Consider the following 12,329-nt stretch of genomic DNA (forward strand, 5'->3'; position numbering starts at 1 on the left):
CGGTGGTCAACGCGGTGGCGGACCGCGTGCGAGCGGAGTTCCTGCGGCGGATCGGGCTGGCGGACCTGCTCCACCCGGCCGGGCACCTGGAGTAACTTCACGATGTGTGCCGGGGCGGCTACGGCCTACGATCGCGCCCATGAGGTTCGCTTTCAAGACGTCCCCGCAGAACACGACGTGGGCCGACATGCTCGCGGTGTGGCAGGCGGCAGACGAGATCGAGATCTTCGAGTCGGGCTGGACGTTCGACCACTTCTATCCGATTTTCTCCGACCCGACGGGCCCGTGCCTCGAAGGCTGGGTGACGCTGACGGCGCTGGCACAGGCCACGAAGCGGCTCCGGCTGGGCACGCTGGTCAGCGGCATCCACTACCGGCACCCCGCGCTGCTGGCCAACATGGCTGCGACGCTCGACATCGTCTCCGGCGGCAGGCTCGAGATCGGCATCGGCGCCGGCTGGAACGAGGAGGAGTCGGGCGCCTACGGCATGCGGCTCGGCCCGGTCAAGGAGCGCAGCGACCGGTTCGAAGAGGCGTGCGAGGTGCTGGTCGGCCTGCTGACCAACGAGACGACGACCTTCGAGGGGCAGTACTACCAGCTGAAGGACGCCCGCTGCGAGCCGAAGCCCGTGCAGCAGCCGCACCCGCCGATCTGCATCGGCGGGAGTGGGGAGAAGCGCACCCTGCGCACCACCGCGCGCTTCGCCCAGCACTGGAACTTCGTCGGCGGGACGCCCGAGGAGTTCGCCCGCAAGCGTGACGTGCTGCACAGGCACTGCGAGGACGTCGGCCGCGACCCGAAGGAGATCATGCTGTCGAGCCACGTGCGCCTCGGGGAGGACGGCGACTTCAGCAGTGTCGTGGCGGAGATCGAGGCACTCGGCGAGCAGGGCCTGGACCTGGCCATCGTGTACCTGCCGCCGCCGCACACCCCGCAGGTGCTGGAACCCCTCGCGAAGGCCCTCGAGCCGCTCGCGTGACCCCCGGCTGAACCGCCCGTCACGGGACCCCTTAAGCTGTCTGTCGTCGCCCTCACGGGGGCGATGACAGCCGGGACGTGGCGCAGTTTGGTAGCGCACTTGACTGGGGGTCAAGGGGTCGCAGGTTCAAATCCTGTCGTCCCGACGGTTGTGACCAGCGGGTTTGCTCTTCGGAGCGAGCCCGCTGGTTGTGTTTTGTGGCTTGGTGGTCGCAAGGTGGTCGCGCCTCGGCCTGGGTCGGTTCACCGAGTGGTGTGGGTTCGGTTCGTGGCTGTGGGTCTGGCCTGCGATGTCACCCGTCGTGTCTGGTGTCGAGGCGTCAAGTGCCGTCCTCGTGAGCTGGGCTGTTGTCGTGGGTGGTCGCCCTGTGGTCGCGGTCGGCGGGGTTGTCGTCCTTGATGGCGGTTCGCGATGGGGTGTTGGTTACGTTTTGGCGTGGGGCGGTTCCCAGTTGGAGTTCTTTGTTCAGATGGTGTTTTCCGCGTTGGTGAGGGCGACGTCGATGGCGTTGACGGCATCGTAGGCGACGTTGCGGAGTAGGTGGGCATAGATTTCGGTGGTGGTGGAAATTGTGGAGTGACGCATTGTTTTGGAAGCCATGGCCAGCGGGATTTGTGCGGACAACATCGTGGTGGCGGCGAAGTGCCGGAGGTCGTGTACCCGGATGCGGGGCAGGCCGGCGTCGTCGGTGAGGCGGTGGAAGTGCCGCAGGACGTATTCGGGCCGCAGCGGCTGACCCTGGGAGCGCGTGAATACGAGGTCTTCGTCGTGGAACCGAGCGCCGGAGGCGTTCTTGAGGGTGGCGCGGTGTTGAGCTTGGCGTTGGAGCGCGGCGATCGTGCGAGGGGAAAGTCCGACCCAGGCGTAGCTGGTTCTCGTCTTGGGTGCGGTGAAGACCGGTGTGGTGTTGTTGATGTTGGAGAGCGTGTAGCGGACGAACAGGACGCGGTCGCTGAGGTGAACATCGGACCAGTGCAGTGCGAGCGCTTCGCCCTTGCGTAGGCCGGTGCAGAGAATCAGTTCGTAGAGAGGTCCGAGTGGGTCGTCGACGGTGGCGCAATGGCGCAGGAAGGCCGCTGCTTGCCGCGGTGTCCAGCAGGTTCGTTCCGTCTTGGCGGGGCGGGGGATGTGGATGTAGCGGGCTGGGTTGTGGGGCAAGCGGCGCTGTCGGACGGCGTCGTTGAGGGCGCTGGACAGTGTCGTGATGCAGCGGCGCAGGGTGATGGGGCCACGACCGGCGTCAAGTTGGTTCTTGACGAACTGTGCGAGGTGTTCGTGGTGGAGTTGTTCCAGGCGGATGGCGCCCAGGGCTGGGACGAGGTCTTTGGTGACGTAGTCGGTGTAGCGGGCCATGGTGGTGGGTTTCAGGGTGAGCGCTTTACCGGTGAGCCAGTGGCTGAGGTATTCGGCGACGGTCTGGCGGTCGTCGAGGGTGATGCCGGCATGTTCGCAGGCCAGGACGTGCTCGAGCGCGGCTCGGGCGTCGGCGCGGGTGGCGAACCCGCTGCGGCGCATGGTGCGGCGGTGACCGGTGAGTGAGGGCAGGTCGACAGCGAAGGCCCAGCGGCCGTGTTTGCCGTTGGCGGTCAGCCGGGGGCAGCGGGTGCCGAGCTGTCGGCCGTGGTTGTCGCGGCAGGCGCAGCGGCGGTAGACGCGGCCGCGGGTATGTGTGGCCATGAGGGTTGTCTCCGTTCGAGTGCTGGTGCGTACGCCAGGACAGGCGCCGCTGGTCGACATGGTGCGCGCGTAGCCGGGTTAAGACTCGACGGTTGGTGCGAACGGTGTCCAAGGCCGTCAGACCACCGGTCACAAGACGGTGCGGCTTCAAGCGGCACGGACCCGGTTGCCGATTGCACGGAACAGCCGAGGTGTGCGAACCGCTAACGCCCGTGTGCGTGAAGGGCTGCGGTGAGCATCCGCAGGTCGACGTCGAGGTGTTGTGCCATTGCCTGAACCTCGGCTGGTTCCGGCGCCAGTGGGTAGCTGGTGCGGATGGGTGGAAGACCTTCGTCGGAGGCGACGATCGACAAGGGTGTGCTCAATGGCGTCATCCGGTACAGCCGCCAGCGGCGGGTTGACGATTCGGCTATGGCCAGGGTGCTGCCGACGTGCACGATCACCGTTGTCTTCGTGTCGTTGCGCGCGTGGGCAGGACGCCGACGGTGGACAGGCCTGCGCTACACGGAGATCAGTAAACGCAACGGATGTGTATCGCGAACCGGCATCGCCGTGGCGGATCAGGCCCGGCTCGCCCGGATGGTAGCGATCACGCCGTCAGGTCGCCATGTTCAGGCGCTTTGGATACCAGCACGGTGGTGTTCGTGTTCGCCGGACCGAGGTCATAGCCGAACTCGTGTCCGTCGTGTGGTCACGGATCTCCGGGGTTCAACCCGCAGCGATTTTCGAGGCCATTCCTGCAGGATCGGTCGACGGGAACTGATCGTCCATGCGGGAAAAGATCTCTCGCAGGCTCCTGGCACTACTGGTCGAGAAGCGCCGCCGCAACTGGCGAAGCCGCTGATCGGCGCGAGCCGACCGCAAGTGTTGGTTCAGTTCCAGAGCCCGGGATATCGTGTCGACCGCGCCGTCAACTTCTCGCTGGTCGAGGTGAGCTTCCGCGATGGACGTGAGGTGCAGCAATTGGCTGCGCTTACCCTTGTCCGACATCATGTCGACAGCGGAGCGAAGATCGCGTTCGGCAGCGGAGGGTTCTCCCGCGTCGAGCCAGGACCGGCCGGCATCCCCCTGGATGACCGCCCACGTGATCCAGTCGCCCCACGGCGCGTCGTCAGCGTCCTCCTCCAGTGCGCGAAAGGCCTCTTCGATGCACCTACGGGCGTGGGAGAGCTCGCCGAGCAAGGCGTGAGCCCTCGCCTGTCTGCTCGCCAGTACGGCATGGATTCGACCCTGCGGGAGTCCTTCCACGCCACGCCGGGCTACCTGCGCCAGTCGGAGGGCCTGCGTTCCGTCCCCCTCCCACAAGTACACATAACTGAGACAGGACACGATGTGCGCCGCCATCGTGGGTCTGCCCGTGACCGCGGCCTTGCGCAACGACAACAGCAAGAGGGCTTTGCTCTGATCGTGCTTCCCCTGGTCGAGCATCAACCATCCCGCCATGCGGGCGAGATCGGAGACGCACGCGTTGAGTTCCCGCAGCACGGTCTCGCCGACGCATCTGCCGTCAGTAAGTGAGCGAGCCCAGCTCAGGTCGCTGAGAATCCAATCGAGAGTCATCTTTCCGCCCACTCCGTCGTCGAAGTCACGCAGCTGGCTCACCCGCGAGCGCAAGATGGACACGAGTTCGGTCCGGGAAGCCTCTGGAGTGCTTTCCGGCTGCTGTACGGGGCAGTTCAGCAGCCAGGTCACCGCTGCTTCCATGACGTCCTCGGAAGATGCGAGCCCGACGAGGGGATTTGCGGCCCGGGGCGGTGTCGTGAATTGCTTTTCCGGCCATAGGTCCTGAACGGAGATACTACGATGAAGTTGTTCGGACAGGATGGTCGCCACTGTTTGCCGTAGCTTCCCCCGGGGCACCGCCCCCTTGAGCCAATGGTAGGGGGCTTTGGCGCTGATCGTTCCTGCGCCCCGCACCCGGTTTATCTCCCTGGCCAGCCGTTCCGGTGTCCAGTTCAGCGCCCGGAGGCAATCGGCCAGCCCAGCCCTCCCTGTCGTTCCTGGGCAGGCGGACACCCATCGCGCAGTCGCTTCGTCGTGCACCACTACGAAACCCCCACTGTAATCCTCGATACACCACCCTCGGGCCTCGTCATCCTCACATCGCGTTTTGCTCGTGTGTGCAATGTGTTGGGACTCAGACGTGAGGCCGTCTCGACTATTCCTACTCTAGGTGTGGGCGAGGAAGATCACAACCGCATTCGGGATTCGGCGGGCTCGGTGCCGGAAAGCGAAGCCGAAGCATGAGCGCTAATGGCATCGAAAAGAAGCGCTGCCGCATCAGCGGCGCGGGCGTGGCGTGCAATTCTGGGGCGGCTATTCGGTACCGCTCGGCAGGCGTGGCTTGCGAAGTAGCCAGGCGCCCAGTGCGCCGGTGACGAGTGCGGTCGCGCCGCAGGCGGTCATGACCGCGGTGAGGCCGTTCGTGGTGTCGTGGGTGTCGCCCTGCCCGGCTGTGAAGATGGTGCCGGCCAGGGCGACGCCGAGTGCCAGGCCGAGTTGGCGGGCGCTGTTGGCGGCGGCGCCGGCGGTGCCGCCGAAGGCTTCCGGTACGGCGGCGATCGCGACCGCGGGGAAGACCGGGGAGACGATTCCGGCTCCGATGCCGGTGAGGACGAAGGCGGGCACGAGGGCGAGCCAGCTGGGTGCCAGTGTGCTCAGGAGCGCGGTGAGGCAGCCGGCCCCGATGAGGACGGTGAACCCGCCGAGGACGCCGGACGGGGCCAGGGTGTGGAACCGTCCGCTGAGTACTGCCGAGGTCAGGAAGAAGACGACGACCTGGAGTGCCAGCGCGACCGAGGTGAGAGCGGGACCGAGGCCGGTGGTCTCCTGTAGCCACAGGGAGCCGACGGGCAGCCAGCCGAACGCGGCGAAGTAGTACCCGAACGCGATCACGAGCACTCCGGTGAATCTCCGGGTGGCGAACAGGGCCGGCGGCAGCATGGGTGTGGTGCTCCAGCGCTGGGTCGCGACGAACGCGGTGGCCGACAGTGCTGCGACGGTGAGTCCGGTGACGGTGGCGGGTGTGGACCAGCCCTGGTCGCCGCCCGTGATGACGGCGGCGGTGAGCCCGGCCGCGGCCAGTGAGAAGGACAGCACGGCCCAGGGATTGGTGCTGCCTCCGGTGCGGGGGCTTTCCTCGAGGTGGCGGGTGCTGAGCACGATGGCCGCGCCGCACAGCGGCAGTGAGAGGAAGAAGATCCACCGCCAGCCGAGGAACTGGGCGATGATGCCGCCGGAGAACGTGCCCGCGGCGCTGGCGATGCCGGACACGGTTCCCCAGACGGCGAACGCCCGGGCGCGGCGCTGTCCCTCGTAGGTCAGTCCGACCAGGGGCAGGATGGTCGCGAACATGGCTGCGCCTGCGATTCCCTGCACTGCCCGGGCCACGATCAGCATGGTGGCCGAGACCGCGAGGCCGCAGGCGAGCGTGGCGACGCCGAACCCGGCGAGTCCGCTCAGGTAGACGCGTCTGCGCCCGAGGTTGTCGCTGAGCGAGCCCAGGCCCAGCAGCAGTCCTGCCAGCGCGACGGTGAACACGTCGACCACCCACTGCTGGGCGCTGAAACCCGCGTGCAGGTCGGTGGCGATCGCCGGCAGTGCGACCGTGACGATCGTGGTGTGGAGGAGCAGCAGGAACGTGCCGAGACAGGCGGCGACCAGGGGATGCCAGGAAACCTGAGATCGCGCCTTTGGTCCGGGTGGGGCGATGTGGTGCATGCACCCACTGTGCTGTAATCGCCTTGTGCGTGAGAACCATTACATCGTGGAGGCCCTGGATTTCGTGATGGGCCTGACCAACGATCCTCCGGTTGATCCCCGCGACCTGGCCGACCGGTGGAACGGTGCGGGTCTGGGGTTCGGGGCTTCGGCCACCGAGGACGACCTGGCGGACGTGCGGGCGTTCCTCGGCCAGTGGGCCGCCGTGGTCGACGCACCCGGTGAGGAGCGGCGCGTGGAGTTGCTGAACGGATTGCTCGCGGACGTGGCTGCGTATCCGAGGATCACCAACCACGACGGGTCCGGCTGGCACCTGCACTACCGCGACGACGACGTTCCGCTCGCCAGGACGATCAGGGCCGTCACCGTCGTCGCCGCGGCGCAGCACCTCACCGAGCACGGCATGCACCGGCTGGGCCGGTGCGCGCGCACCGACTGCCGCCGGGCGTTCGCCGACCTGACCAGGGGAGGACGGCAGCGGTACTGCACCCGCGCGTGCGCCAACCGGGACGCCGTGCGCAGGCACCGCGCGCGCCAGCGGTCCTGAGGGCCGCACTGGGGGTGATTCCCCAACCGAAACAGCGATTCTGACAATTCCCCGCTAACCATCCTGACGGAACTGACCCGGCTTTTGCCTGTCGCGAGCGCACTCCCGGCCGCTTACATGAATGGCGGTGGCTGTTGACGAGCGCAATCCGAGAGGTACGGCAGTGAACAAGAGTTACGTGGTCCCGTTCCCGACCAGAGGGAGCATTCTCGCGCAAGCGGAGATCAGGGCGCTGACCGAGCTTGTCGGCAGTGGCGCGCCCCTGTCGATGGGCTCGTGGCGAGAGAGGTTCGAGTCCGAGTTCGCCGCAATGGTCGGTGCCCGGCACGCGGTGAGCGTCACGAGCGGAACCGTCGCCCTTCAGTTGGCCATCACGTTGCTCGACCTCGAGCCCGGCGACGAGGTGATCGCCACTCCGCAGACGTACCAGGCGACCGTGCAACCGCTGCTCGACCACGACGTGGTGGTGCGCTTCTGCGACGTCGAGGCAGAGTCGCTCAACGTGTCCCCGGAGGCCTTCGAGGCGCTGATCACCCCTCGCACCAAGGCATTGCTGCTGGTGCACTACGGCGGTTGTCCCGCCGACATGGCCGCGATCATGGGTATCGCCCGCAGGCACGGAATCCTCGTTCTCGAAGACTGCGCGCACGCGCTCGGTGCGGTCTACCGGGATGGCGTACCCGGGAGCCTCGCGGACATCGCGTGCTTCAGCTTCCAGAACTCCAAGAACATCACCACTCTCGGCGAAGGCGGCATGATCACTTGCTCCGACGACGAATGGGTACGGCGCCTGCACCGCTTGAGGGGCAACGATTTCGACGGGCACATCACGACGGCCGAGCTTCCCCTCGCCGAAGAACCGGTGCTGCTGCCGTGGATGAAGTACTCCCGCACCGTCTACCGGGACATCGTGCGCGGCATCAGGGCAGCGGGCACGAACGCGACGTTGTCGGAGCCGGCAGCCGCGGTGGGGGTGGTGCAGCTGTCCCGGTTGCAGGGGCTTGGGGCGCTGCGGCGCACCGTGGCCGCACGGCTGAACGAGGTCGTGGCGCGCTATCCGTTCGTGTCCCCGCAACGCCCGCCGCGGGACAGTGTGCATGCTTACCACCTGTACACCTGCTTCGTACAGGACCGGCGGCTGCGGGACGAACTCGTCCTCGGGCTGGACCGCAACGGTGTCGAAATCCAGTTGCGGTACTTCCCCCAGCACCTGCTGCCTGAGTGGCGACACCGCGGGCACCGGCCAGGCGAATGCCCGGTCGCGGAGGAGTCCTGGTTCACCTCGCACGTGAACCTGCCCTGCCATCCGGGCCTGGACGTGCACCAGGTGGACTACCTGGTCGACACCCTCGACTCGACCCTCGCCGAGCTGAGCGGCACCCCCGGAACCGTGGCACCGGTCGGTGCCGCCGCCCGGCCCTGACCCCGAAACCCGGCCACCTTCCGACAACCGCGTCAAGGGCGGAGTTGTTCCGTCTGATCGAGGAGTGGATTCGTGATGTCATCGCTGACCGCCGTTCTGGCCCTGTTGGCCGAGGTCGGACTCGACGAGGACGCACTCGCCGGCTCCGGCCCCGCCACCACGCTGCGTGAGGACCTGGGCCTGAGCTCGGTGGAGACGACCGACCTGCAGTTGGAGCTGCGCAAGCGCACCGGAGTCGCGGTCGACCTGTGGGACCAGCAGGACTACACGCTCGGTGAACTGGAAGCTCTGCTGTCACAGCGTCCGGAGCCGGCGCTGTGACAGCCACGCAGCAGGCGACCGGGATACCGGCCATCGCCGAGGATCGGGCCCGACGCTATCGGCAGGACGGACTCTGGAACGGCGAACTGGTGCACGAACGCATTCGAACGTATTACACCGCGACTCCCGGCAGGACCGCGGTGGTCGACGGGGATCGGCGGATGAGTTACCGCGAACTCGGCTCTGCCGTCGCGGCGACTCGGGATCGTCTCGCCGGCCTCGGGTTGAGTGCCGGTGACCGGATCGCGGTCGCGCTCGGCAACTGCGCCGAATACGTGGTGCTCGTGCTCGCCGCGCTCGAGCTGGGTGCCGTGCCCGTTCTGATCATTCCGGCATTTCGCGAACACGAGCTCGACCACGTGTTTTCGGTGACCGAGCCGGTGGCCTTCGCGGTGGACGGACACGGGCGCCGGAAAGAAGCGGTCGCCACCGCACGCCGCCTCCGCGACCGTCATCCCCAGCTGCGTCACCTCCTGGTCCGCGGGGTGGAACCGGGTGTGGGTGAGCAGGACCTCACCGTTCTGGCCGCTGCGGGCGCCGGGCCGGTTCACCCGTGGACGCGCGCCGTCGAACCCAGCGATCCGGCCGTGTTCCTGCTCTCCAGCGGAACGACGGGACTACCCAAGGCCATCCCCAGGTGTCACGAGGGGTACGAATACATGATCCGGTCCGCTCTGCGCGTCAACCGGATGGACGAGCACGCCGTCAACCTCGTCGTGATGCCCGCCGAGCACGGATTCGTGATGAACTGTCCCGGGCTGCTGGGAACTCTGTCGGTCGGTGGGAGAGTCGTGCTGTCCACGCCCGATTCCCCGGCCGTGGCCTTCGAGCTGGTCGAGCGGGAGCGCGTCACCCACACCACGCTGGTGCCCTCTGTTGCGCTGCGGTGGTGTGCCGAAGCCGAGAAGACGACCCGCGACCTTTCGAGCCTGTCCGTTCTGCTGGTCGGGGGAGCCCGGCTCGCACCGGACGTCGCAGCGAAGCTGGAGACGCGGCTCGGCGCGCGGGTCCAACAGTGCTACGGCATGAGCGAGGGCCTGCTGTGCTACACCGGTCTGGACGACACCGACGAAGTGGTCCACCGAACGCAGGGGCGCCCATTGTCGCCGCACGACGAAGTGCGCGTCGTCGACCTCCACGGCGAAGCTGTGGCACCGGGGCAGATCGGTGAGCTGCTCACCCGGGGTCCGTACACAGTGGCCGGTTACTACCGGGCACCCGGCGCGACCATCGAAGCCTTCACCGAGGACGGCTTCTACCGCACCGGTGATCTGGTCCGGGTGGACGCCCGGGGCAACATCGAGGTTCTCGGCAGGGTGCGCGACACGATCAACCGTGGCGGCGAGAAGATTTCGGCGGAGGAACTCGAAGACGTGATCCTGCGTCATTCCGGGATCGCCGCGGCAGCGTGCGTCGCCATGCCACACCAGGTTCTCGGGGAGGTGGGGTGCCTCTACGCCGTGCCGGGGGCGGCGGCAGACGGGGACCTCGACCTCCGCGCGGTGCGGACGTTCCTCGACCAGCAGGGCATCGCGAAGTACAAGCTTCCCGAACGTCTGGAGCTCGTCGCGGAGTTGCCGCTGACCGGTGTGGGCAAGGTGGACAGGGCCTCCTTGCGCGCGGACATAGCGGCGCGGCTGGAAGCGGAGTCGAGATGACCGCGGAACGCTGGATCAGACGCATGCCGGGCAGCGCGGACACCGATTACCAGCTGGTCTGCCTGCCTCATGCCGGAGGTGCCGCGTCCGCGTTCCGGCCGTGGCGCGCGTATCTGCCCGCTTCGGTCGAACTCGTGGCGGTCCAGTACCCGGGCAGGGAAGACCGGATGGACGAGGCTCCGCTCACCGATCTCGAGGAGTTGGCCGCGGCCGTGGGCGCGGCGCTGCTGCCTTCTCTCAGCAGGCCGTTCGTGATCTTCGGTCACTCCATGGGAGCGCTGGTGGGTTACGAACTCGTGCGGCAGCTGACGGCGGCAACCGGTCCGCTGCCCGAACTTCTGGTCGTGTCCAGTCAGTTCTCGCCGGGAGAACTGCCGGACCACGGCATCCGATTCCGTGACGACGAAGGCGTGCTCGATGAGGTCGAGCGGCTGTCGGGCGAGATCGAGGAACTGCGCCGCAGTCCCGAACTCACCGCCTTCGTCGCGGGACTCGTGCGGGCCGACTTCGCGGCGATCGAAACCTACCGGTCCCCCCGCGTGGCCCTGCCGGTGCCGCTGGCGGCGTTCGGCGGAGACGACGACCCCGCGCTCGCGCCAGACCACTTGCAGGCCTGGAAAGACGTGGCAGGCGCCGGGTTCAGCCACCATTCGTTTCCCGGCGGTCACTTCTACCTGCGCGACCACCAGCGGACGGTGTCCGCGATCGTACGGCTCGTAGCCGAAATGCAAGGAGTGTAGAGGATCATGAGCGTTCAGTCGCACTATGACGTCATCGTCGTGGGTGGTGGGCCGATCGGGTTGTCGGCCGCTTGGCGATCCGCAGTCGGCGGAGCACGGGTTCTGGTGATCGACCGTTTCGGTTTCCTCAACGACCGGTGTGGCTCCAGCGGCAACGAACGGCACTGGCGTGTGCAGTACACCCAGACGGACATCTTCAGGCTCACGCTGAGTGCGGCTCCACTGTGGCGTGAGCTCGAGCAACTCGCCGGCCGCAAGCTCATCCACCGCCTCGGCAGCCTGTGGTTCGGAGACATCTCGGTACCCACCAACGAGGGGCACATCGCGGACACCGCCAAGGCGATGGACGAGATGGAGGTCTGCTACGAGTGGCTCAGTGCCAGGGACATCGGGCGACGCTGGGGCTTCACCGATCTTCCCCGGCACTTCGAAGGGTTCCTCCAACCGGATGGCGGGGCGATCGACGTACGGGGCACGCTCGCGGCGCTGGCAACCCTGGCGAGCCGGAACGGCGTGACGATGCACAGTGACGAGAGGGTCGTCGCCGTTGATCCGGACGCGAACGGTGCCCACGTCCGCAGCGATCGCGCCGTCTACCGCGCCGACAAGGTCGTCATCGCGGGCAACGCCCACACCAACGACCTGATCCAGCGGTGGGGCGTGGACGGGCTCGACCTCAACGTCTACGAGATGGCGCTGGTGACCCTGCGGCAGCGTGATGACGGGGTCCAGCGCCCGTTCTGGTTCGCCTTCCAACAGCCCAGCGATACGGACACCAATCTCTTCTACGGATTCCCGCCCAACCCCTGGGCTGGTGACGACCTCGTGCGCCTGGGACCCGATTTCGAGGTGGGTGCCCTCGAACACGCCGACGACGCGACCGGGCGGCCGCAGCAGGCACACGTGGACCGCGTGCTCGGCTGGGCGCGTACGCACATGCCGTGGGTCGCTCCGGACCCCGTTTCCACCAGTACGTGTCTCGCCGTGCTTCCCGGCGACCCGGATCGGCAGTTCTACCTCGGTACGGCCGAAGGGTTGGTCGACGGGGGAAGCAACGTCGTCGTGGCAGCGGGCGGGTGGGCGTTCAAGCTGGTTCCGCTGTTCGGCCGGATCTGTGCCGACTTGGCCCTCCGGGGAAGCACCGAGCACGAGATCGGCAGGCACGCGCTGACAGACCTCGTGCCGTCCAGGGGCTGACAGGAGGACGACATGGATATCGCGGTTCTGGGCCTGGCGGGCCGTTTTCCGGGAGCACCGGACACCG

The 12,329-nt window shown here is 67.3% G+C and carries 11 protein-coding genes and 1 tRNA gene; 8 read left to right on the forward strand and 4 right to left on the reverse strand.

The features are described from left to right. Nucleotides 1–139: 139 nt before the first annotated feature. Nucleotides 140–979, forward strand: coding sequence for an LLM class F420-dependent oxidoreductase (locus FHX82_RS35960; protein WP_183177057.1), 840 nt, complete (start codon nucleotides 140–142; stop codon nucleotides 977–979). Between the two features lie 71 nt (nucleotides 980–1,050). Then, nucleotides 1,051–1,124, forward strand: a tRNA-Pro gene (locus FHX82_RS35965). Between the two features lie 320 nt (nucleotides 1,125–1,444). Here the strand turns inward: FHX82_RS35965 and FHX82_RS35970 are convergent. The 4 genes from FHX82_RS35970 to FHX82_RS35985 all read right to left on the reverse strand — a co-directional run bounded on the left by FHX82_RS35970 (nucleotide 1,445) and on the right by FHX82_RS35985 (nucleotide 6,376). Beyond that, a complete protein-coding gene (locus FHX82_RS35970; protein WP_229881007.1) occupies nucleotides 1,445–2,656 on the reverse strand; it encodes a site-specific integrase in 1,212 nt (403 codons plus the stop codon). A 203-nt stretch (nucleotides 2,657–2,859) separates the two neighbouring features. After that, nucleotides 2,860–3,099: a hypothetical protein gene (locus FHX82_RS35975; RefSeq protein ID WP_145932788.1), complete on the reverse strand. Its 240-nt coding sequence runs from the start codon at nucleotides 3,097–3,099 to the stop codon at nucleotides 2,860–2,862. A gap of 265 nt (nucleotides 3,100–3,364) precedes the next feature. Beyond that, complete coding sequence (locus tag FHX82_RS35980; RefSeq protein WP_506265853.1) at nucleotides 3,365–4,702, reverse strand: NsdA family TPR-like regulatory protein; 1,338 nt, start codon at nucleotides 4,700–4,702, stop codon at nucleotides 3,365–3,367. Nucleotides 4,703–4,972: 270 nt separating this feature from the next. Beyond that, entirely contained in the window at nucleotides 4,973–6,376 is a 1,404-nt protein-coding gene (locus FHX82_RS35985; RefSeq protein ID WP_145932790.1) for an MFS transporter, read from the reverse strand. A 25-nt stretch (nucleotides 6,377–6,401) separates the two neighbouring features. On the opposite strand from FHX82_RS35985, the gene FHX82_RS35990 reads away from it, so the two are divergent. The 6 genes from FHX82_RS35990 to FHX82_RS36015 all read left to right on the forward strand — a co-directional run bounded on the left by FHX82_RS35990 (nucleotide 6,402) and on the right by FHX82_RS36015 (nucleotide 12,262). Then, complete coding sequence (locus FHX82_RS35990; RefSeq protein ID WP_229881010.1) at nucleotides 6,402–6,923, forward strand: CGNR zinc finger domain-containing protein; 522 nt, start codon at nucleotides 6,402–6,404, stop codon at nucleotides 6,921–6,923. Nucleotides 6,924–7,086: 163 nt separating this feature from the next. Continuing rightward, complete coding sequence (locus tag FHX82_RS35995) at nucleotides 7,087–8,346, forward strand: DegT/DnrJ/EryC1/StrS family aminotransferase (protein WP_229881013.1); 1,260 nt, start codon at nucleotides 7,087–7,089, stop codon at nucleotides 8,344–8,346. Nucleotides 8,347–8,421: 75 nt separating this feature from the next. Further along, nucleotides 8,422–8,667 (forward strand): phosphopantetheine-binding protein, encoded by a 246-nt coding sequence (locus tag FHX82_RS36000; protein ID WP_145932792.1) that lies wholly within the window; start codon nucleotides 8,422–8,424, stop codon nucleotides 8,665–8,667. Then, nucleotides 8,664–10,325, forward strand: a complete 1,662-nt coding sequence (locus FHX82_RS36005) for a (2,3-dihydroxybenzoyl)adenylate synthase (RefSeq protein WP_145932793.1) — start codon at nucleotides 8,664–8,666, stop codon at nucleotides 10,323–10,325. The genes FHX82_RS36000 and FHX82_RS36005 overlap by 4 nt, the downstream gene beginning before the upstream one ends. Further along, complete coding sequence (locus FHX82_RS36010; protein WP_145932794.1) at nucleotides 10,322–11,065, forward strand: thioesterase II family protein; 744 nt, start codon at nucleotides 10,322–10,324, stop codon at nucleotides 11,063–11,065. The genes FHX82_RS36005 and FHX82_RS36010 overlap by 4 nt, the downstream gene beginning before the upstream one ends. 6 nt (nucleotides 11,066–11,071) lie before the next feature. Beyond that, nucleotides 11,072–12,262, forward strand: coding sequence for an NAD(P)/FAD-dependent oxidoreductase (locus FHX82_RS36015; protein ID WP_145932795.1), 1,191 nt, complete (start codon nucleotides 11,072–11,074; stop codon nucleotides 12,260–12,262). The last annotated feature ends 67 nt before the right edge of the window (nucleotides 12,263–12,329 follow it).

It is taken from the genome of Amycolatopsis bartoniae (assembly GCF_014191255.1).
GTDB classification, from domain to species: Bacteria; Actinomycetota; Actinomycetes; order Mycobacteriales; family Pseudonocardiaceae; genus Amycolatopsis_E; species Amycolatopsis_E bartoniae.